20 protein-coding genes are annotated in these 21,256 nt (G+C 60.5%); 3 read left to right on the top strand and 17 right to left on the bottom strand.

Annotation, left to right across the window (positions count from 1 at the left end; genetic code table 11):
• The first annotated feature begins 15 nt into the window (after positions 1-15).
• Complete coding sequence (gene edd, locus QA644_RS01985; RefSeq protein ID WP_074066709.1) at positions 16-1,836, top strand: phosphogluconate dehydratase; 1,821 nt, start codon at positions 16-18, stop codon at positions 1,834-1,836.
• A gap of 53 nt (positions 1,837-1,889) precedes the next feature.
• Here the strand turns inward: edd and QA644_RS01980 are convergent, their stop codons facing one another.
• The 6 genes from QA644_RS01980 to QA644_RS01955 form a co-directional block, all read right to left on the bottom strand.
• Positions 1,890-2,243 (bottom strand): hypothetical protein, encoded by a 354-nt coding sequence (locus QA644_RS01980; RefSeq protein ID WP_074066708.1) that lies wholly within the window; start codon positions 2,241-2,243, stop codon positions 1,890-1,892.
• 168 nt (positions 2,244-2,411) lie between these two features.
• Complete coding sequence (gene ugpC / locus QA644_RS01975; RefSeq protein WP_239595486.1) at positions 2,412-3,500, bottom strand: sn-glycerol-3-phosphate ABC transporter ATP-binding protein UgpC; 1,089 nt, start codon at positions 3,498-3,500, stop codon at positions 2,412-2,414.
• Between the two features lie 21 nt (positions 3,501-3,521).
• A complete protein-coding gene (locus tag QA644_RS01970; RefSeq protein ID WP_283070840.1) occupies positions 3,522-5,174 on the bottom strand; it encodes an alpha-glucosidase in 1,653 nt (550 codons plus the stop codon).
• A gap of 34 nt (positions 5,175-5,208) precedes the next feature.
• Positions 5,209-6,372: a carbohydrate ABC transporter permease gene (locus tag QA644_RS01965; RefSeq protein ID WP_283070838.1), complete on the bottom strand. Its 1,164-nt coding sequence runs from the start codon at positions 6,370-6,372 to the stop codon at positions 5,209-5,211.
• A 1-nt stretch (position 6,373) separates the two neighbouring features.
• Positions 6,374-7,387: a sugar ABC transporter permease gene (locus QA644_RS01960; RefSeq protein ID WP_074066704.1), complete on the bottom strand. Its 1,014-nt coding sequence runs from the start codon at positions 7,385-7,387 to the stop codon at positions 6,374-6,376.
• Between the two features lie 164 nt (positions 7,388-7,551).
• Positions 7,552-8,913, bottom strand: coding sequence for an ABC transporter substrate-binding protein (locus QA644_RS01955; RefSeq protein ID WP_194728993.1), 1,362 nt, complete (start codon positions 8,911-8,913; stop codon positions 7,552-7,554).
• Between the two features lie 275 nt (positions 8,914-9,188).
• Between QA644_RS01955 and QA644_RS01950 the strand changes: the two genes are divergently transcribed.
• Positions 9,189-10,211, top strand: a complete 1,023-nt coding sequence (locus QA644_RS01950) for a substrate-binding domain-containing protein (protein ID WP_283070836.1) — start codon at positions 9,189-9,191, stop codon at positions 10,209-10,211.
• Positions 10,212-10,214: 3 nt separating this feature from the next.
• On the opposite strand, the gene folD is transcribed toward QA644_RS01950, so the two are convergent.
• The 5 genes from folD to QA644_RS01925 all read right to left on the bottom strand — a co-directional run bounded on the left by folD (position 10,215) and on the right by QA644_RS01925 (position 15,563).
• On the bottom strand, positions 10,215-11,114 hold the full coding sequence (folD, locus tag QA644_RS01945) for a bifunctional methylenetetrahydrofolate dehydrogenase/methenyltetrahydrofolate cyclohydrolase FolD (RefSeq protein ID WP_283070835.1): 900 nt from the start codon (positions 11,112-11,114) through the stop codon (positions 10,215-10,217).
• A gap of 147 nt (positions 11,115-11,261) precedes the next feature.
• A complete protein-coding gene (locus QA644_RS01940; protein WP_283070834.1) occupies positions 11,262-11,621 on the bottom strand; it encodes a transposase in 360 nt (119 codons plus the stop codon).
• Positions 11,622-11,775: 154 nt separating this feature from the next.
• Entirely contained in the window at positions 11,776-13,452 is a 1,677-nt protein-coding gene (locus tag QA644_RS01935; RefSeq protein WP_283070832.1) for a succinoglycan biosynthesis protein exop, read from the bottom strand.
• 113 nt (positions 13,453-13,565) lie between these two features.
• Positions 13,566-14,408, bottom strand: coding sequence for a WecB/TagA/CpsF family glycosyltransferase (locus QA644_RS01930; protein ID WP_283070830.1), 843 nt, complete (start codon positions 14,406-14,408; stop codon positions 13,566-13,568).
• A gap of 213 nt (positions 14,409-14,621) precedes the next feature.
• Positions 14,622-15,563, bottom strand: a complete 942-nt coding sequence (locus QA644_RS01925; RefSeq protein WP_283070828.1) for a LysR family transcriptional regulator — start codon at positions 15,561-15,563, stop codon at positions 14,622-14,624.
• Positions 15,564-15,658: 95 nt separating this feature from the next.
• Here QA644_RS01925 and QA644_RS01920 point away from each other — a divergent pair, with 95 nt between their 5' ends.
• Entirely contained in the window at positions 15,659-16,501 is an 843-nt protein-coding gene (locus tag QA644_RS01920) for an NAD(P)H-dependent oxidoreductase (RefSeq protein ID WP_194728986.1), read from the top strand.
• Here QA644_RS01920 and QA644_RS01915 read toward each other — a convergent pair.
• Genes QA644_RS01915 through flhA form a run of 6 tightly spaced genes read right to left on the bottom strand, consistent with a single transcriptional unit; the run spans position 16,458 to position 21,207 of the window.
• Positions 16,458-16,991 (bottom strand): membrane protein, encoded by a 534-nt coding sequence (locus QA644_RS01915; RefSeq protein WP_022717189.1) that lies wholly within the window; start codon positions 16,989-16,991, stop codon positions 16,458-16,460. The two genes, QA644_RS01920 and QA644_RS01915, sit on opposite strands and share 44 nt — an antisense overlap.
• On the bottom strand, positions 16,985-17,356 hold the full coding sequence (locus QA644_RS01910) for a hypothetical protein (protein WP_039843988.1): 372 nt from the start codon (positions 17,354-17,356) through the stop codon (positions 16,985-16,987). The genes QA644_RS01915 and QA644_RS01910 overlap by 7 nt, the downstream gene beginning before the upstream one ends.
• 11 nt (positions 17,357-17,367) lie before the next feature.
• Positions 17,368-17,922 (bottom strand): rod-binding protein, encoded by a 555-nt coding sequence (locus tag QA644_RS01905; RefSeq protein WP_022717187.1) that lies wholly within the window; start codon positions 17,920-17,922, stop codon positions 17,368-17,370.
• Between the two features lie 31 nt (positions 17,923-17,953).
• Complete coding sequence (locus QA644_RS01900; RefSeq protein WP_039843986.1) at positions 17,954-18,367, bottom strand: hypothetical protein; 414 nt, start codon at positions 18,365-18,367, stop codon at positions 17,954-17,956.
• A 3-nt stretch (positions 18,368-18,370) separates the two neighbouring features.
• Complete coding sequence (locus QA644_RS01895; protein WP_074066697.1) at positions 18,371-19,123, bottom strand: flagellar biosynthetic protein FliR; 753 nt, start codon at positions 19,121-19,123, stop codon at positions 18,371-18,373.
• A complete protein-coding gene (flhA, locus tag QA644_RS01890; protein ID WP_022717184.1) occupies positions 19,120-21,207 on the bottom strand; it encodes a flagellar biosynthesis protein FlhA in 2,088 nt (695 codons plus the stop codon). Before flhA ends, QA644_RS01895 begins: the two co-directional genes overlap by 4 nt.
• Positions 21,208-21,256 lie beyond the last annotated feature (49 nt).

Raw genomic sequence — 21,256 nt, 5'->3', positions numbered from 1 at the left:
GGCAGGATACCTCCCATGTCCGCTAACGCACGCATTTCCGCGATCACATCCCGCATCGTCGAACGATCAAAACCGACGCGCGAGCGATATCTGGAACGCCTGCAGGCCGCGACTTCCAACGGCGTGAGCCGCTCGATACTCGGCTGCGCCAACCTCGCCCACGGCTTTGCGATCTGTTCCCCCTCCGAAAAGGATGCACTGGCGGGCGACCGCGTGCCCAATCTCGGCATCATCACCGCCTACAACGATATGCTCTCGGCCCATCAGCCGTTCGAGACCTATCCGGCGATCATCCGCGAAGCTGCGGCGGAAGCTGGGGGCATTGCCCAGGTCGCCGGCGGCGTTCCGGCCATGTGCGACGGCGTCACGCAGGGCCAGCCGGGCATGGAGCTGTCGCTCTTTTCCCGCGACCTGATTGCCATGTCTGCCGGCATCGGTCTGTCGCACAACATGTTCGATGCGGCACTCTTCCTCGGCGTCTGCGACAAGATCGTGCCGGGCCTCGTGATCGCGGCCCTCTCCTTCGGCCACCTGCCCTCGATCTTCGTGCCGGCGGGGCCGATGACCAGCGGGCTGCCCAACGACGAGAAGTCTCGTGTCCGCCAACTCTATGCGGAAGGCAAGGTCGGCCGCGCCGAGCTGCTCGAAGCCGAGTCCAAGTCCTATCACGGCCCGGGAACCTGCACCTTCTACGGCACGGCAAACTCCAACCAAATGCTGATGGAGATCATGGGCTTCCATCTGCCCGGCTCTTCCTTCATCAACCCAGGCACGCCGCTGCGCGAAGCGCTGACGCGCGAGGCGGCAAAGCGCGCTCTGGCGATCACTGCGCTCGGCAACGAATTCACGCCCGCCGGCGAAATGATCGACGAGCGCTCCATCGTCAACGGCGTCGTCGGCCTGCACGCAACCGGCGGCTCCACGAACCACACGCTGCATCTCGTCGCCATGGCGCGCGCTGCCGGCATCCAGCTCACCTGGCAGGATATTGCCGAACTCTCCGAGGAAATCCCGCTGCTTGCCCGCGTCTATCCGAACGGACTGGCGGATGTTAACCATTTCCACGCCGCAGGCGGCATGGGCTTCCTCATCAAGGAGCTTTTGAAGAAGGGCATGCTGCACGATGACGTGCGCACGGTTGCCGGCCAGGGTCTCGAAGCCTATACGATCGACGTGCGCCTCGGCGACAACGGCACGGTGGTTCGCGAACCGGCACCGGAAAAGAGCCACGATGGCAAGGTGCTCGCCAGCATCGAAACGCCGTTCCAGTCGAATGGCGGCCTGAAGATGCTGCGCGGCAATCTCGGCAAGGCGGTCATCAAGATCTCCGCGGTGAAGCCGGACCGCCATATCATCGAGGCACCGGCGATCGTCTTCCATAGCCAGCAGGAGCTGCAGGACGCCTTCAAGGAAGGCAAGCTCAACCGCGACTTCGTGGCGGTTGTGCGCTTCCAGGGGCCGAAGGCAAACGGCATGCCGGAGCTGCACAAGCTGACGCCGCCGCTCGGCGTACTGCAGGACCGCGGCTTCCACGTCGCCCTCCTGACGGACGGACGCATGTCCGGCGCGTCAGGCAAGGTTCCGGCTGCGATCCATGTGACGCCGGAGGCTGTCGAGGGCGGGCCGATCGCCCGCATACAGGACGGCGACATCATCCGGCTCGATGCAATCCGCGGCACGCTGGAAGTCCTCCTCGATGCCGCCACCCTGGCGGACCGCGAGCCGGTGACGGCCGATCTTTCGGACAATGAATTCGGCATGGGCCGCGAGCTCTTCGCTCCGTTCCGCCGCTCCGTCGGCGCCTCAGACCACGGCGCCAGCGTCCTCTTCCACTGACGCAAACAGCCCGCGAACGGATCGCGGGCTTGTTCAATTCCAGAAATGTCCGATCAGGCGCGAACGTCTAGAACGTAGTCGCGATGCGCCGGATGCGTGCTGTAGACGAAAATCTTGTTCATTTCCTTCTGCGTCAACAGGCGCAGGAAGCGGACCTCGATGGTGTTGTTGGTGTTCACCCGCATCAGCATGCAGCCGACCTTGGTGATGCGTGCGTCGGGAATATCCAGATAAAACTGCTTCGGCAAAGTGAACTGCGTCAGGATCGCCAGGATCGCACTGCTCATCGAAATTCGTATGATATCGCAGCGCCGGGATGCCATGTGCATGACCCCCTTTTCGGTGTACTCGATCCGCGCAGCGTTCATCGTATCCTCCATTTTGAACCGCTGTTCGCGGTCATACATGAAGGATTCTTCCTTGTTGAGAAAATGCCTTGGAGGCAATGGATTGGATGCACCCACGACCCTGATTCCCCTTGAAACTATAAGGGGGAAGCTAGCAGCGGATGTTTAACAGAAAGTGATGATCGCTGCGTTTCAGGCGCTCACAAAGAACCACCCAAAAATAGTCTCCTACCTTCTGTAAGTGTGGCCTTCGGCATCGAAAAGATGCAGTTTCGAGCGATCAGCAGCGAACCTCATCTTCTGACCTTTCTTGATGTCGGTGATGCCTGGCAGCTTGACGATGATCGGCTCGCCCGGCATCAGGCCTTCGATATAAAGCAGCGTGACTTCGCCGAGCGCTTCGACGATCGAAACCTCGCCTTCGAAGGTGTAGTCGTCGCCATGGGCGATCTGCAGGTCTTCAGGGCGCACGCCGAAACTTGCCGTCTTGCCTTTTTCGGAAGCCGCGGTCGGAATGTCGAGCGCGACCGACCTGCCGCCCTTCAGCGTGATCGTCGTGGTGGCACCCGCTTCAGTGATGGTAGAGGGGATGATGTTCATGGCCGGAGAACCGATGAACTTCGCGACGAAGAGGTTTGCCGGACGCTCGTAAAGCTCCAGCGGTGCGCCGACCTGCTCGATGTGGCCGGCCGACAGGACGACGATACGGTCGGCAAGCGTCATCGCCTCGACCTGGTCGTGGGTGACGTAAATCATCGTGGTATCGGCCATCTGCTCATTGAGGCGGGCGATCTCGATACGGGTCGCGACGCGCAATGCTGCATCGAGGTTCGACAGCGGCTCGTCGAAGAGGAAGACCTTCGGATCGCGGCAGATGGCGCGGCCGATCGCAACGCGCTGGCGCTGGCCACCGGAGAGCGCCTTCGGCAGGCGGTCGAGATAATTGGTAAGCTGCAGGCTTTCGGCGGCGGCTCGCACGCGACGATCGATCTCCTGCTTGCTCTCGCCGGCGATCTTCATGCCGAAAGCCATGTTGTCGAAGACTGTCATGTGCGGATAAAGCGCGTAGGACTGGAACACCATGGCGATGCCGCGCTTCGACGGCGGGACGTCGTTGACGAGTTGGCCATCGATATACATCTCGCCGCCCGTGATGTTCTCAAGGCCGGCGATCATGCGCAGCAGCGTTGACTTGCCGCAACCCGACGGCCCCACGAAGACGATGAACTCACCCTGGTTGATCTCCAGGTCGATGCCGTGGAGGACATCCACGGAGCCGTAGGATTTACGGATTTCCTTTAGAGTAAGTCCAGTCATTTGATGCTCCCCTCCTGATCCTTACGCGAGACGGGCGAAATACGCCCCCCAAGCCGGAATATCGATCTTGTCGCCGTAGTTGTTGCTGGTGAAACCGTGTCCCGTCAATGCCTGCCATTCTCCCATTGGTAAGCTGACGTTGATTTCCACCGGGCTCATGTTGAAAATGCAGAGCAATTGCTCGTTGCCATATCTGCGCGTGAAAACAAGCGCATCGCCTTGCGGCTGCTCGAATTCGATCTCGCCCTTGGCAAACGCCGGATGCTGCTTGCGAAAGGCGAGGAAGCGGCGGTAGTGCTCGAGCACGGAATTCTCGTCGCCCTGCTGCACGCTGACGGCGCGCAGGATATGCTCGACCGGCACCGGCAGCCACGGCGTGACGGTCGAGAAGCCGCCCTGGGAAACCTGCGAGTCCCAGACCATAGGCGTGCGGCAGCCGTCGCGTCCCTTGTATTCCGGCCAGAACTGGATGCCGTATGGATCCTGCAGGTCCTGGTAGGCAAGATCGGCTTCGGTCAGGCCGAGCTCCTCACCCTGATAAAGGCAGACGGAGCCACGCAGGGTCATCAGCAGGGAAGCATATTGCTTTGCAAATGCGTCATGATCGGCAACCAGCGAACCCCAGCGGCTGACATGACGCATGACGTCGTGATTGGAGAATGCCCAGCAGGCCCAGCCATCGGGCGCTGCGGCGGCGAAATCTTCCATCACTTCTTCGACGCGCTCCGGCGATAGCGGATCGGGGGCAAGAAACTCGAAGGCATAGCACATATGCATCTTGTCGTTTCCGGAAGTGTATTCGCCGACGATCTCCAGGCCGCGCTGGCTGTCACCTACTTCGCCGACGGCCGCGATTGCCGGAAACTCTTCCAGAACCGCACGGAAGCGCTTCAGGAACTCCAAGTTCTCCGGCCGGTTCTTGTCGTAGATGTGTTCCTGGAAATTATAGGGGTTCACCGCCGGCGCGGTCGAAGCGTTGCGGCGGGCGGGCGGCAGCGCCGGATTGTCGCGCAGCTGCTGGTCGTGAAAATAGAAATTGATCGTGTCGAGACGGAAGCCGTCGACGCCGCGCGTCAGCCAGAAGCGGACAACATTGAGCAACCGGTCCTGTACTTCCGGATTGTGCAGGTTCATGTCCGGCTGCGAGGTCAGGAAATTGTGCAGGTAATACTGCATGCGTCGCGGATCCCACGCCCATGCCGAGCCGCCGAAAATCGACAGCCAGTTGTTCGGCGGCGCGCCATCCGGCTTTGCATCCGCCCAGACATACCAATCCGCTTTTGCATTCGTCTTGCTGGAACGGCTTTCGGCAAACCAGGGGTGCTGGTCCGAGCTGTGCGAGATGACGAGGTCGATCATCACCTTGATGCCGAGGCGATGGGCCTCGGCGATCATCGTGTCGAAATCCACCAGCGTGCCGAAGATCGAATCGACGTTCTCGTAGTCCGAAACGTCGTAGCCGAAATCGCGCATCGGCGAGGTGAAGAAGGGCGAAATCCAGATCGCGTCGGCACCGAGGCTTGCTACATACGGAAGGCGGGCGGTGATGCCCTTCAGATCGCCGATGCCGTCGCCGTTTGAATCCTGAAAGGAGCGCGGGTAGATCTGATAGATTACCGCACCGCGCCACCAGTCCTTGTCGACTGTCAAATTGGTTTGGGATGCTATGCTCATGTCTGTTCCTGCGGGATGTGTCGTGTTGGGATGATCAGCCCCCCTTGACCGAACCGGCGAGCAGGCCGCGCACCAGATAGCGCTGCAGCCCGAAGAAGACGAGCAGCGGTATGATGATGGTGACGAAGGCAGAAGCCGTTAGGATTTCCCAGTTGCCGCCACGCGAGCCGAGCAGCGCGTTCAGCGCGCCGGTCAGCACGAGGTGCTGCCTGTCGGTGCCGAGGAAGACCATGGCAACAAGCAGGTCGTTCCACACCCAGAGGAACTGGAAGATCGCGAAGGATGCAAGTGCGGGGAAAGAAAGAGGCAAAACGATGCGGACGAAGATTTCGAAATCGCTCGCGCCATCGACGCGCGCGGATTCGATGATCTCCTTCGGCAGCCCTGCGATATACGCGCGGAGCAGGTAGATGGCCAGCGGCATGCCGAAGGCCGTGTGCGCCAGCCAGATGCCGAGATAGGTCTTGGACGGCGCATCGAAAGCCGCGCCGACCATATTGTAGAGGCGCAGCAGCGGGATCAGCGACATCTGCAGCGGCACGACGATGAGGCCGACGACGAGCGCGATCAACAGCGCGCGGCCCGGGAACTCCATCCAGCTCAAGGCGTATGCTGCAAAGGCAGCTATGAGGATCGGAATGATGGTCGCCGGGATCGTCACCGTCAGCGAATTGATGAAGGATTGGCCGATGCCCTCGCCCGTCAAAACCGTCCGGTAGTTCTGCATCGTGAATTCCGGCGGCGTTGCGATCGAAACGTAGACGCGCCGGCCGCCGTCGTCCGGGCCGAAGGGGGCATTCTTTGTGTAGCGGTAGGTGCCGTCGCTGTTGACGAGCAGCGAGACGCCGTCGCCGAGGTCAGCGGTCTCACCGGCGCTGTTGGCAGCGGGCTGCTGGACACGCGTGCCGAAGGCTTTGATCGAACGTCCTTCCTGGCCTTCCAGGACATTGCCGGCGATCACATAGGTCGCGCCCTCTTGCTTCTGCTGGTCGGGCTGTCCAAGGCGGGATGCCACGGTTCGGGAGGAGCCGGCGAAGGCTGTCCACCAGCCGGAGACGACGAGCTGATCCTTGTCTCGCAGCGCACTGATGAAGATGCCGAGCGTCGGAATCAGCCACAGGATCACGATGACCAGAACAACGAAGTGCACGAAAAGGCGAGCGGGGCCAATCTTGAAGAAATCTCTGGCAAGCGTCACCTCAGTGGCCTCCCAGCTCGCGATTGGCGCGGCGGACGTTCCAGACCATGATCGGCGTCACGGCCAGCATGATGATGAGGGCGATGACGGCGCTTCGGCCGGAATCGCCGCCTCCGCGGAACATCCAGTTGAACATCAGGTTGGCAAGAACCATCGAGTTCCATTGACCATTGGTCATGGTCAGAACGATGTCGAACACCTTCAGCACGAGAATGGTAATGGTGGTCCACACGACAGCAATCGTTCCCCAGACCTGCGGCACCATGATGCGCCAGAAGATTTGCCAGCCGTTGGCGCCGTCGATGACAGCCGCCTCGATGGTTTCTTCCGGAATACCGCGCAGCGCCGCGGAGAGAATGACCATGGCAAAGCCCGTCTGGATCCAGATCAAGATCACCATGAGGAAGAAGTTGTTCCAGAAGGGCACCGAAATCCACACCTGCGGTGTGCCGCCGAAAAGCTGCACGATCGCGTTCAAGAGCCCGATCTGGGTGTCGTTGCCGCCGCGAAACTCGTAGATGAACTTCCAAATGACGGATGCGCCGACGAAGGAGATCGCCATCGGCATGAAGACGATGCTCTTGGCGATGTTGCCCCACCAGATGCGGTCGGTCATCACTGCGATGACCAGGCCGAAGAACGTGCAGGCCGCCGGAACGACGGCAAGCCAGAGAATATTATTAAAGATGGATTGACGGAATTCACGATCGCCGAAGGCCCACTGGTAATTTGCAAAGCCGACGAACTGCTCACCGGAGCGATCGTAGAAGGAGAGGATGAGGGTCGCCACGACGGGGTAGACAAGATAGACGATCAGCAAAAACAGCGCCGGCCCGAGAAAGAGCCACGGGCGGATCATCGCACGGCGGTTCAGATTGCGCGCCGCCGAACGAATGTCGCCATCCTTCACGGGTAGCGCCAGATCCAGAATCTTGTTCGAAAAATAGAAGTAGGCCGAGCAGGCGAATACCGCCACCACCACAACGCCCAACGCGGAAACTATCTGCGACAGCATTCGTCCCTCCCCGTGCTACCCTTGCCTATGTTGAAGGGCCGACACCAGTTACCGTCAACTTCTTTATGCGTTTGATCACAGTATCCGGCGTTGACCGGCCCCCCACGGGTCCGGTCATTCGTGCCAGCAATGCCGCGGGTCTCCCGCGGCACCGGCTATCGCGACTACTTGATGGCGTCCCAGGCGGCCTGGATTTCCTTGCCGGTGTCTTCCGCAGACTTGCCGCCGACGAAATCGACCATGCCGGTCCAGAAGGCGCCTGCGCCGATCTTGCCGGGCATCAGGTCCGAACCGTCGAAGCGGAAGGTCGTGGCCGTCGTCAAGATCTCGCCTTCCCGCTTCATCTGCTCGTTGGCATAGGCTGCGGTGCTCACACCCTTGTACGGCGTCAGGAAGCTCGACTGCGCCATCCAGACCTCGTGCGCAATCGGCGTCTTCAGGAATTCGACGAAAGCGCGGGCGGCCTTCGAATCCTTGGTGATCGAGACGAGCGTGCCGGCACCGAGAACCGGCTTGCCGAGGTCGGCATGCGCCGCATAGGTCGGCATATAGAAGAAGTCGGCGTCCTGACCGAGCTTCGTGCCTTCGGGGAAGAAGGACGGGATGAACGAAGCCTGATGGTGCAGGTAGCACTTCGGCGGAACGGCGAAGAGACCCTTCGGGCTGTCGCGGAAGTCGGTCGAAGCAACGGCCGCAGCACCCCCATCGACATAGCTCTCGTTCTTGGCGAACTTGCCGAATTCATCGATCGCGGCAACGACGGCCGGGTCGGTGAACTTCACTTCGTTCGTGGTCCACTTGTCATAGACATCCGGCTTGTTCATGCGCAGCATGATGTCTTCGATCCAGTCGGTCGCAGGCCAGCCGGTCGCGCCGCCGGACCCGAGGCCGATGCACCACGGAACGCCGCCGTCCTTGACGATCTGGTCCGTCAGGGCATGGAGCTCTTCCATCGTGGTCGGAACCTTATATCCAGCTTCCTTGAAGTTTTCCGGAACATACCAGACAAGCGACTTCACGTCGGCCTTGTACGGGAATGCATAGTAACCGTCCTTGCCGTCCTTGCCCTTGTAGGTGCCGTAACCGACCCAGCTGTCGCCCGCGCCGTAATTGTCCTTCACCCACTTGGAATTCTCCTCGCCCAGCGGCGTCAGGAGGCCCTTGCTGGCGAGATCGGCCAGGAGGCCGGGCTGCGGCAGGATCGCGACGTTCGGAGGCGAGCCCGCTTGCGTATCGATGACGATCTGCTGTTCGTAGTTTTCAGAGGATGAATAGGTGGCATCGACGCCCGTCGCCTCAGTGAAATAAGCGAGAATGCTGCGGAAGAAGGCCTCGTCCTCACCGCGCCACGGCCCGAAGATTGTCAGCGGCTCGCCTTTCAAATCGGCGTGAGCGGCCTTGAACTCGTCATAGCTCTTCCAGTTGAACTTCGTATCCTGACCTGGAGGAAACTTCAGATCGGCAGCAGAAGCTGCCCCGGCAAACAGCGCCGTTACGGCAACGCCCATCAAAAGAATTTTCTTCATGTGATCAACCTCCCATCACAATCCCAACGGCGCTTCCCAACCTCCCGAGAGCAAATTTCAAAGCGCTTTGACACTCATTTCACTTTCGGCAGAAAAGAGTCAAGCCATTTCAAAAATACCGCGGAACGAGACGCTTGCATTGCCCATTGCAGCGGCACCTGGAGGGGAATATGGAGCGATTTTTCTTGAGTCAAGCGCCGTAGTTGCTACATAATTGAAAGCGCTTTGGACGCAGGGAGGCGTGTGTTGAGGGCGCTGAGGAGGAAACGCGGCAGGTGAATCTCAAACAGCTCTCGGAATTGCTTGGTCTTTCGCAGACGACCGTCAGCCGTGCACTCAATGGCTATCCTGAGGTCAACGAGGCGACGCGCGAACGTGTGCTTCGCGCCGTCAAGGAAACGGGATACCGGCCGAACAAGGCGGCTCAGCGTCTCGCGACCGGCAAGGCGGGTTCGATCGGATTGGTGATGCCGATGGCGCCTGGCCATCAATCGGATATACATTTTGGCGAGTTCCTGGCCGGCCTCGGAGAGGAGGCCGTCCGGCAGGACTTCCATCTCGTCATCATGCCCTCGGACCCCGACGACGAAGTGGCTGCACTTCGCCGCCTCGCGATCAGCGGCAATGTCGATGCGCTTTTCGTTGCCTATATGCGCGCTCACGACCCGCGCCTGGCGATGCTGAAATCGCTGGCGATGCCGTTCATCGTGCATGGCCGCTCGTTCGGGTCAGAGCCGGATTATCCCTATCTCGATATCGACAACGAGACCGCCTTCTACGATGCGGCGAAACTCCTGTTGCAGCTCGGCCATACGCGATTCGCACTGATGAACGGGCCGGCGCATCTCGACTTTGCGATCCGCCGGAAGAACGGCGTCGTCGCGGCCTTGTCAGAACGGGGACTGACCCTTTCCAAAAGCTGCGTCAGTCACTCGCTGATGACCGACGAGCAAGGCCTGATCGCCATGGAGCAGTTTCTGCAGATGCCGGAGCGTCCGACTGCCGTCCTCTGCTCCAGCACCGTGCTCGCACTCGGCGCGATCCGCGCCCTGAACCAGGCCGGCCTGAAGCTCGGTGAGGATATCTCGCTCATCGCCCATGACGACGAGCTGCCGCTTCTGAAGCCGGAGAATTTTTCGGTCCCGCTGACGACGACGCGCTCGTCTCTTCGTGCCGCCGGCGCCCGGATTGCGCAGCGCCTGATCGGCACCGTCAAAGAGATCGGCTCCTATCCGGAGCACGAGCTGTGGAAAGCGGAGCTGATCGTCAGGGCCTCGACCGGCCCTGCACCGCGATAGGCCTCAAAATTTCGGCGGCGTCTGGCCGGCCGCGCGATGCCCGGCAATGACGGTATTGGCCATCAGCATGGCGATCGTCATCGGGCCGACGCCACCCGGAACCGGGGTGATCACCGCGGCAACATTCGATGCTTCCTCGAAGGCGACGTCGCCGACGAGGCGCGTCTTGCCCTCGCCCCTTTCCGGTGCGGCGATGCGGTTGATGCCGACATCGATGACGGTTGCGCCGGGCTTCACCCAATCGGCCTTGACCATCTGCGGACGGCCGACGGCCGCAACCAGGATATCGGCATTGCGGCAGACGGCGGGCAGATCCTTGGTGCGCGAATGGGCAATCGTCACCGTCGCATTGGCATTGAGCAGCAACTGCGCCATCGGCTTGCCAAAGAGGTTCGATCGGCCGATGACGACGGCGTTCAGCCCAGACAGGTCCTCGCCATGCATTCGGCGGACGAACACCATGGCACCGGCCGGCGTGCAGGAGACGAGGCCGGTTTCAAGGTCGCCAGTCGCAAGCTTGCCGGCATTGACGACGTGCAGCCCGTCGACATCCTTTTCCGGCAGGATCGACTGGATGATCGCCTCGCTGTTCAGATGCTTCGGCAGCGGCAGCTGTACGAGGATGCCATGGATCGAGCGATCGGCGTTGAGTGACGAAACGAGCGCGGCAAGCTCTTCCTGAGTCGTCTCGGCCGACAGGGTGTGCTGTACCGACTTGAAGCCGCATTGCTTGGCCATCTTGCTTTTTGAATTGACATAAGCATGGCTTGCCGGATCGTCGCCGACGATCACCACGGCAAGCCCGGTCTTCACGCCGCTCTGCTTTTCCAGTGAAGCCGTCGCCATCTTTACCGTCTCGATTACCGAAGCGGCTACCTGCTTGCCATCGATCACTGTCGTCATGCGATTCTCCTGCCCTGCCTCGCGCGAAAGCTAGGCTCTTGCCGGCCGCGCTGTTTGCCTCAGAACGCCGTATCCTGTTTAAAAGCGGCAAATGCAAGAGCTTTAACATCGTCCCGGCCCGAAAGGACGGGGATTTTCAGGGGTGGCTCAGGCCGCGCTTTCGCGTTCTCGGGAGACGGGTTTAACTGCCTTCGATGGCCGTGTTCCGGCCGCTAGGATGTTGACCGCCGCGTTGACGTCGGCATGGTCTGCGTGTCCGCAGCAGAGGCAGAGGAACTTCGCTTGGTTTTCGCGGTTTCCCTTGTCCCTCGACCCGCATTCGGAGCAGGTCACGGACGTGTATCGAGGATCGACCTTCACGAGGTTGCAGCCGAGGAAGGCCAGCTTGTAGGAGAGCAGCCGTTCGAAGCGGTACCACGCCGCCGCGAGGATCGAGCGGTTGAGTCCGGCCTTCTGCGCGACGTTCTTTCCCGGTTCCTCTGCCGTCCCCTTGGCCGACGCGCTCATGTTCCTGATCTTCAGGTCTTCGAGGACGATCCACACCCTTTCGCCGCCGCCGCTTCACGGGCAGCGGTGGCAAATCCAATATAGCCTCAAACAGCTATTCCATCATAAGACAAGGACGAGGTTCCGCGCGGTTTCAATGATGCCGCGGCCGAGTTCAACGATGGCCGGCGCCGTGGGATTGCAGCCTGTCGCGCAGGCCGGCGAGCCGATCGCGCAGCAGTTCGAGTTCGCCGGCTGCCGCCTCCGGCTGTTCCGGCACAGTTAGCGTCTCCGCGGCACGTGCGGGACGCTGTCGCAAGAGGCGCAAACCAAGCATGCCAGCAAGGCCGATCGCCATTGCAAGTGCAGCCCCGACGGCAGAGCGAACCGGCAGTCCGGGGCCGGCGGCAACGGCAGTGGTCTTTATCGGCTTGGCGGCAGTGATCGAAGCGGCGATCGAAGCCGTCGACGTAACGGCATCTGCCATCCGCGATCTCGCCGCCTCTGTCTTGTCGCGCAGTTCGGTCAGTTTGGCGAGATCGACACCGGTGTCCCGGCTCTGGGCGATCAGCGTGTTGCGCTGATCGTTCAGCGTCTTTCGTGCTTCTGTGGCTGCCTTGAGAGCGGCATTTGCGTCTTGGGCCTGGCGAGCCAGCTCCTTCGCAACCTTGTCCTTCAGGCCGTCAACGACAGCCTGCTGTCCGAGGCGGCGCGGATGGCGCGGACCGAGCTCGTTCGAAAGCAGCGACAGCGTCGCCTTCTCGGTGACGTATTTGTCACGCGCGTCCTGCAGCGCAGGCGAGATCGCTTCGAGCGGCAAGGAACCGTTGAGCACATCGCCGGGCTTGGCCACCTTGAGACGATCGGTCTCTTGCTTGGCAAGCGTGATCCGCTGCTCGGCGATCTTGAGATCGGCGTCAAGCTGGTTGATGCGCTGCTGAAGATCACTTGCGACTTTGACGTTGCCTTCGCCGCTGCTTGCGGTGAAGGCGGCCAGCTGCGCCTTCACGTCCTCATAGGCCTTGCGCAACCCTGCGCCTGCCTCAGCCGATGCAGGAGGGCCGCTTGACATCAGCATGTCGGAAAGCCAGGAAGCGATACGCGAAGACTTGGCGCCGTCGGCCGTCGTGACTTTCAGACGGACTGCGCCCTGCGTTCCATCCGCATTGGCCTCGACCATTCCTGCAAGCGCCGCTTCCGCACGCGAGGCCGCGTCGGCCGCTGCACCACTGCCCGAAAGGAGATCAAGTGCTACGCCGATCGTGGATTGGCCGCCGGTGAACTCTGGATCGCGATCGAGCTTCAGCGCCCCGACGGCGGCAGACATGGTGCGGCCGGAAAGCAGGCGGCTCACGGCTGCAGCGGTCACGGGGCCGCGCTCGGCTTTGCCCGCCTGCACATGAAATGCCGCCTCCGCCGCATAGTGCGCGGGTTCGGCCGGCATCAGAAAGGGGACGCCTGCGCCGATCAAGGCAGCAACTGCGATTGTGCCGATCGGCTTCACCAAACTGCGGCGGCGGACGGGACAAGCGCTGAGATTTGCTGCATCTACCTGCCGGGCCTCGGCAGGCGCCGCCAGTCTATGCTGCGATGGCTCCGCAGGACGGACATCGTTTGCGGCACGCAGACGTGTTTCGAGGATTGTCTCGATGCGATCGACCAGATGCGGCGGTTCGGGCGGTGCGCTCCGCTGCAGGCGCTGCTCTTCGAGTGCTTTTCCGATCACCCTTAGCAGTTCGGCCTCCGAGGGGCGAACGGGCAGGGTTTCGAGATTTCGGTCTCGTGCATCGGCGCGCCCCGCCGTTGCCAGTCGACGCCTATCAATGCTGCCATTTAACCTGCTGTCATACATGACGCCATATCTCATGCGCACGAGCCGAGCCGCCCGTAGGAAGCGGATGATTAAGGCACTCTAAATTTTCATGGCAAAGAAATGGTTAACTGCGCGAGGCAAGAAGCAGGGTCTCAGTGAGCCCCCTCGCTCTGTTCCTGCGGTAACGGCAAGGGGACGCTGTTGTTGCCCGCCTGGCTAAGGATGCGCTCGCGGCGATTGAAGCGGTACTGCATCACGTAAAACAGAAAGACCGGGATGCCGAGCACATAGCGCCGCCAGAGACGGGCCGGTTCCTGCAGCATCCGGTAGGCCCATTCCAGCCGCATCATGCGAACGGTTTCCGGAGCGCGGGGAACAACTCCGGAGATGAAATCGAAGAGCGCCCCGACAGTCAGAACAAGCCGGGCATGGTCGGCGCGAATGTGATGATGCGCCCACTTCTCCTGCAGCGGCGTTCCCATGCCAATGATCAGGATGTCGAGGTCCTGGCGCTCAACCTCGTCAATGAGCTCCGCCGGGTTCTCCTTGTCGAAATACCCGTCCGAAATGACGATGAATTCGTGCCAGGGCGCATGCTTGCGGAAATTCGCTGCGGCTTTTTCGACGACTTCGCGCCTGCCGCCGATCAGGCCGACACGGCGCGGATTTTCCATATAGGTCAGAAACGCGGGAACGAAGTCCGTGCCATTGAGATTGGCAGGAAACGGTGCCCCATGCGCTATCTTGGAAGCGATGTTCAGGCCGATGCCGTCCGGCAGGACGAGATTCTGCAGGAGGATATCCCGGTATTCGCTATCGCGCAGCGTCATCAGCATGTTGTGAGCGTTGACGAAGGAAATGACGGTCTGGCCGACAGGAAAGGAGGCAAGCTCGTTGATGAAGACGAGCGCGTCGTCCCATCCGAGGTCGCACACCGGCACGTCAAAGATCGTGCGGCGCGATGCGAGAACCGCGAAATTCGCGATCAGGTTCATTCCAACCTCCAGCCAGGGTGCTTTACGCGCCCAACATCCCGGAAAACACAAGATACATTCCGCACCAGCAGGTTTTTTACGAACCGGCAGCACCCGCCCGCCTGCAGCAAGTCCCGAATGCTGCATCAGGGATATGAAGGGAGCTATAGCAGGTGGGTTTCAAACAACTCTTAGAAAAGTCGTTCGAATTCCGCCGCCGCTTTCAAGGCTTTGTTAAGCTTGTGCGCCAAAGCGCTGCGGCTTTTCGATCCCCGGAATGCCGCCAATCTGCTCGACGAGGAAGTCGACCAGCAGCCGGACCCGGGCAACGCCGGCGCGTTCGGGGACGATCAGCATGCTGAGCGGGACAGGCAGCAGCGAATAGTCCGGCAAGATCACCTCAAGCTTGGCAGCCGTCAGGAGATCGTCGACAAGCCATTGATGGGTAGGTGCGATGCCGCGCCCGGCGACAATGGCCTCGCGTGCAGCAAGCCCATGGTCGACCCGAAAGCGCCCTCCAAAGGGCACGGCATGGTCTTCGCCGCTGGGCCCCCGCAAAGCGAGCATGTCGCTCCCTGCCACGTTCGACATACGGATGCCTTCATGACCGAGCAAATCCTGCGGGACAACCGGCTTCCCCCGCGCTGCAAGATAGTCCGGTGACGCGACGAGCAGACGCCGGGACTGGCCGAGCGCCCGCAGCTTCATCGAACTGTCGGTGAGCGGGCCTAAGCGAAGCGCGATATCGACGCCTTCCCGCACAAGGTCGACGCGCTCATCGGTAAGGCTGAGGTCGACTCCGATATCGGGATAGCGGTCCTGAAACGCGAAGATCAGCCGGCTGACGTGCAGAACCCCAAAAGCCGCAGTGCAGGAGATCCGGATCGTGCCGGCTGGCGCACCGCGCGTGCCCCGCGCCTCATCGCCGGCCTGTTCGACAAGGCGCAGGATCTGGACGCTGTTGGCATAATATCGGCTGCCTTCATCGGTCAGCGCGACACGCCGGGTGGTCCTGCTCAACAGAGGCACGCCGACGGCCTCCTCAAGCTCCCGCAAATGCCGTGTGACCGTCGACTGGCCGACCCCGAACTCGCGCGCAACCGCCGACAGGCTGCCGCGTTCGGCAACGCGGACGAAGGTTCGCATACGTTCCAGCGTAACGTCTGAACTATCCATGATTCGGCATAATCTTATGCATTACGCACATCTAGTGGATGATTCAAACCCTGTCTACCTATGGGTCAGTTCTCACCTTCACAGGATCACTGACCATGAAAGTTCTGCTTGTCTTCGCTCATCCCGAACCGCGCTCGCTCAATGGGGCACTGCGAGACGTTGCCATCAAGGAGCTCGAGGCCCAGGGCCATGAGGTGCGCGTGTCCGACCTGTATGCCGAGGGCTGGAAATCCGAAATCGACCGTGCCGACTTTCCGTCGCTGGCAACTGATACGCGGTTCATACCTGTCGCTGCATCCAAGAGAGCTTTCGAAACTGGCGCGCTGACCGAGGATGTCAAAACCGAGATCGATAAGCTCCTGTGGGCCGATATGCTGATCCTCCAGTTTCCGCTTTGGTGGTTCAGCATGCCGGCAATCCTCAAGGGCTGGGTCGAGCGGGTCTATGCCTATGGGTTCGCCTACGGCGTCGGCGAGCACAGCGACAAGCGATGGGGCGACCGCTATGGCGAAGGCGCTCTGGCGGGCAAGCGAGCCATGTTGATTGTGACTACCGGCGGCTGGGAGGAACATTACTCGACCCGCGGGGTCAACGGACCGATCGACGACCTGCTATTCCCGATCAATCATGGGATCCTCTATTACCCCGGCTATGCCGTTCTTCCGCCTTTCGCGGCTTACAGGGTCGATGGTCTGGATGAGGCCGGCTTCGAACTCGCAGCCGAGCGCCTGCGTGAGAGGATGCGCACGCTCGAGTCCACCCCACCTATCCCCTATCGTCAGCAAAATGGCGGAGACTATCTGATCCCCAGCATGCAGCTACGCCCTGAGCTCGGCGAACCGGGCGCAACCGGCTTTGCGCTTCACCTGAACGGCGCAGACGAAGCCGGCGAAACTAGTGGGCAGCGCTCGCAGCTTCAGGTGGCGGGGGCTCGATGATCTTGACCGGATCGGCCGTTTTCTTCTGCTGGCCGGAGGCGTTGGCTTTGACGTCTTCCTTGGAAAGGTAGTCGAGCTGCTCCAGCATGACCTCTGAAACGTATTCGCCGCCGAGTTTCTCGTTCATGCCTTTCTTGATCGCGTCGCGGAAGGCCTGCGGGTCGAAGGATTTCAGCTTGCTGATATCGACCATCTTATTGCCGACGAGCAGGGTGAAAAGCTCGTCGGTGGTCATTTCGGTAAGCGGCAGGGTCATACCCTTCACCGTGTCCTTGTTCATCATGAAGGACACGCGGCCGAGGAAGTAACCAGTCACCGCACCGTCGCCGATGATCGGTACGGTGATTGTCTCGCCCTTCACAAGCTCAAGCTGGCTCTGCTTCGAATCATCAGCCGGCGGGGCCGGTGCTGTCGCCAGCTTCACGGAGAAATAGACCGAAGCAAGCGTGATGGCGCAAACCCAGATGCCTGTCAGGACGAGCTTCACCATCCGGCATCACGCGCGACGAACTGTTCCTGGGAATAGGTGCCGTCGGCATCCGCATCCTGAACGGCATTCTTCAACAGGTCGGCAACCGCACGAACGGCTTCGAGATGTGCCTCAACGCGCCGGGCGTTCAGCGTCAGCTTCTGCTTCAGCCCGTGAAGCTGTTCCAGATGCGACGCAGCAAGCTCGGCCGGATCCGTATCACGAAAGAGCATCGACAGCTCATAGAGGCAGCGGCTCTTATGCGCATTCGAGACCTTGAGATCGAACTGCGGGTCGCTGCCGATCCGCGTGTTCTCGTTGTCAATGATCATTTCCAGGCGGCCGAGGACCGACTTGATACGATATTCATTCGAGATGATTTCCATTTTATCCTCGGTTATGCTTCATTATTGATCTTGGCATCCGCCGTTGGCGTGCCGAATGTCTTGCGCTGGAATTCGTCGATCATGCTGAAGGCGACCTTGCGGTCATCCTGGTCCGCCGACGCGTTCACGATGGCGCCTTCCTTCTTGCGAAGCGCCTCGTTATACATCTGCTTGGCTATGCCGACGCCGTCACCTTCGGAGATGACGTTGCCGAGTTGCTCGGCCATCATGCCCTTCCAGATATCGCCCGTAGCGCCCTTGCCGTAGACCTGTTCACTGTCGCTCGGCAGCATGTTCTTGATGAAATTCTGAAGCACCATGGCCTCGAACTTCCGGTAGGTTTCCGGAATCTCCTCAGTCTTGGCGCGATTCTTGACGTTGTCGAGGCCGGTGGCGCTGTCAAGCACGTCGACCTTGGCAGAAAAGCCATCGCCGTTCTCGGCAAGGCCCGTTGCCCGAAAGGCCGCGCGGCTCGCTTTCAATTTCTCCTGGGCCACCTGAACCTCCATCGGGTCGGCGGCTTTGACAACATCCAGGACCAGATCACTCGGGGGTGAAATAGCCAATGTCACAATCCTCTAAATTAAGTTGCAGGGATTATGGTTTTTGAAGCTTGCTGGAGGCTGGTGTTGCAAATTTCTGATCGATGACATCGTAGACCGCGTTGTCATCGGCTTCGCGCCGTTCGGCTTCAAGGGCTTCCTTCATGCCCTCTTCCAGCCGGTCGCCCTTGGCCCGCTCGCGCTGCAGGCGCATCTCGTGCAGCTGCTGCATGCCGGTCAGCTGCTTGTCCTTGGTGCTCAGCCGCTCGAACCGGTCGGCATAGCTTTGCGAAAACGCACGATGGACCGGATCCATGGAGCCGAGCGCCATGACGACATTGTCGATCGACTGGTTGACCTCGGCGCGCTGGCGGCTCGTTTCGGCAAGGTCGTATTCCGCCATCTGCTCCAGATGCCGCTGGACTGCGACGAGCCGCTTCAGTTTTTCGGAACGGGTCTTCTCCGCCATCCGCTATCTTCCGATGAACACGCTTGGGAAAGATTGCGCATACTGGCTGATCAAGGCAGCAACCGAGAAATAAAACAGGAACAAGCCGCCAAGCAGCATGTAGGGCGTCGAGATGAAGTACACGGGAATCTGCGGCGCCAGCTTGTTGATGAAGCCGATCGAGACGTTGAACATCATGCTGTAGATGAGGAACGGGCTTGCGAGCCGGAGCATGATGTAGGTCGTCGATTGCAGCGTATCGGTGAGCGAAATCAGATTGGCGCGCATATCGGCAATGCCGCCGAAGGGCATCGTCGTGTAGGAATCGATCAGCGCCCGGAACACGATGTGATGGAAGTCCATCATGAAGAGGATCATCATTCCGGCAAAGGTGATGAAACCGGAGAGACTTGTTTCCACCGAATCCTCGATGACATCTGCCGCACCCGGTGAGGTGTATCCGACCATCATGGCGATGATGCTGGCGGCGAATTGGAAGCCCAGCGTGTAGAGCCGCGCCAGCAAGCCGTACATGACGCCGATCAGCGATTCGCTGACGATGAGCCCGATATAGGTCGCGCCGGTGTTGCTGACGGCCGGATAAACCGTGTCCCAAAGAACCGGCAGCATGGCGATCGAAAGGCCGCCGGCCACAAAGACCCTCAGCAGTTCCGGCACGCGCGCCGAGGAAAAGCCTGGCATTGCAAGGACACAGCCGCCGATCCGGCAGAAAACCAGGAAGAGCGCCAGAACAGTCCCTTGCGGGTCGGAAATCATGAAATAGAGCCCAAAATCTTTATCTCGATGCCCTTGGCCAGTTCGACGTGCGAAAGAACCGGAAGCGTGGCGAACAGCCGTTCGATGATCATGCGCACATAGGAGCGTGTTTCCGGCGATGTGACAAGGGCGAATGGCAGGCCGCGGTCCATGAATTCACGGATAACCTTCGTTGCCTGCTCGCTGAACTCCTCAAGGCTGCGCGGGTCGATGTCGAATTCGACGACCTCGCCCTTGTTGTCGCGCTTGAGCGCCTGGTGGAAGGCCATGTCCCACTTGCTGCCGAGCCGCAGGACGCGCAGCACGCCATTGTCCGCCAGGTCGCCGCAGAGCTGCTGCGCCATGCGGATCCGCACATGCTCGACGATCTGCTCGGTCTTGCGGACATGCGGCGCGAGCTCGGCCACGGCTTCCAGGATCAGATGCAGGTTACGGATCGAGACGCGCTCGGCAAGCAGCAGCTTGAGGACGGCCTGCAGGCCCGAATACGACATATGCGAGGTGCAGATCTCGTCTGCGAGCTTCTTGTATTCGGGATCGAGACGGTCGATCAGAACCTTCACGTCCTTGTAGGAGAGAAGCTGCGGCAAGTTGTTGCGGATGACCTCGCTCATGTGGGTGAGGACCACCGAGACGTTGTCGATCGGCTGGAAACCTTCGCGTTTCAAGTCCTCGGCGAAAGCCTCAAGAATGGAAACCGCCGGCATGCCGAAAGCCGGTTCGCGGATTTCGTCTCCGGGAATGCGCGGCTTGCGGCCAGAGCCGGTGACGACCAGCACTTCGCCGACACGCAACGCGTTCGATGCCACCGTCGTGCCGTGGATGCGGATCTGGTAGGACTTCTCGGGAATGCTGATATCGTCGGTGACCTTGATCTCCGGAACGACGAAGCCATACTGCGTTGCAAATTTCTTGCGCATCTTGCCGACCCGGAAGGCGAGTTCCTGGTGTGCGCCGAGGAGGCGTGTCGACACCATCTTGCCGAGCGCGAGTTCGATTTCCGAGGTGCGCAGGACCGATTTGACGGAGTCCTTTTCGAGCTCCTTGGTCTGAACGACCTTCTTTTCCTCCTGCTCGCGGCGAACCTTGTTCTCTGCTTCGATCTGCCTCGGAATGAACCATGCACCGAACGCCATGAGGCCGCCGAGGAACATGAAGGGGACTGTCGGCAGGCCGGGCATCAGGCCCAGGACTGCCATCAGCACGGCGGAAACGGAAAGCGCGCGCGGATAACCGCTCAGCTGATTGACGACGGCCTGGTCGGTCGAGCCGATGGTGCCGCCGCGCGAAACGAGAAGGCCGGCCGCCAAGGAAACGATAAGCGCCGGCATCTGGGCGACGAGGCCGTCGCCGACCGAGAGCTTGACGAAAACGTCGGCCGCTTCGGAAATCGGCATGTCATGGCGGAAATAGCCGATGATGATGCCGCCGAAAATATTGATGCAGGTAATAAGGAGGCCGGCGACCGCATCGCCGCGGACGAACTTGGAGGCACCGTCCATGGCGCCGAAGAACGAGCTTTCCTCCTCCAACTCCTTGCGACGGCGCTGCGCTTCCTTCTCGTCGATGATGCCCGCGGAAAGATCGGCGTCGATCGACATCTGCTTGCCGGGGATCGCATCCAGGGTGAATCGCGCGCCGACTTCAGCGATACGCGTCGCACCCTTGGTGATGACAATGAAATTGATGGTGATCAGGATCAGGAACACGATCAGACCGATCACGAAATCGCCGGACATCACCAGGCTTGCAAAACCGGCGATCACGCCGCCGGCGGCGTCATGTCCCTCATTGCCATGCGAAAGGATCACGCGCGTCGTTGCAATGTTCAGCGACAGTCGCGTCATGGTCGCGATCAGCAGGATGGTCGGGAAGGACGAAAATTCGAGAGGCTTCTGAATCCAGAGGGCAACCATCAGGATCAGAACGGAAAACGCGATCGAAAACGCCAGCCCCAAGTCGATCAGAAACGGCGGAATCGGCAGGAAGAGCACACAGATGATGACCATGATGCCGAGGGCAAAACCGACATCACGAAGGCTCGGAGCAGATTTCGGAAGGGGTAGTGCAGGTGGTTGCGCCATTTCGATTCCGTCTCTTCATGAGAGGAGGCAGGTATGCCCTGCCCAATTC

Source organism: Rhizobium sp. CC1099, assembly GCF_029714385.1.
Classification (GTDB): domain Bacteria; phylum Pseudomonadota; class Alphaproteobacteria; order Rhizobiales; family Rhizobiaceae; genus Rhizobium.
Note: the sequence above shows the minus strand (reverse complement) of the source record. Positions and strands in the feature narration are given on the sequence as shown.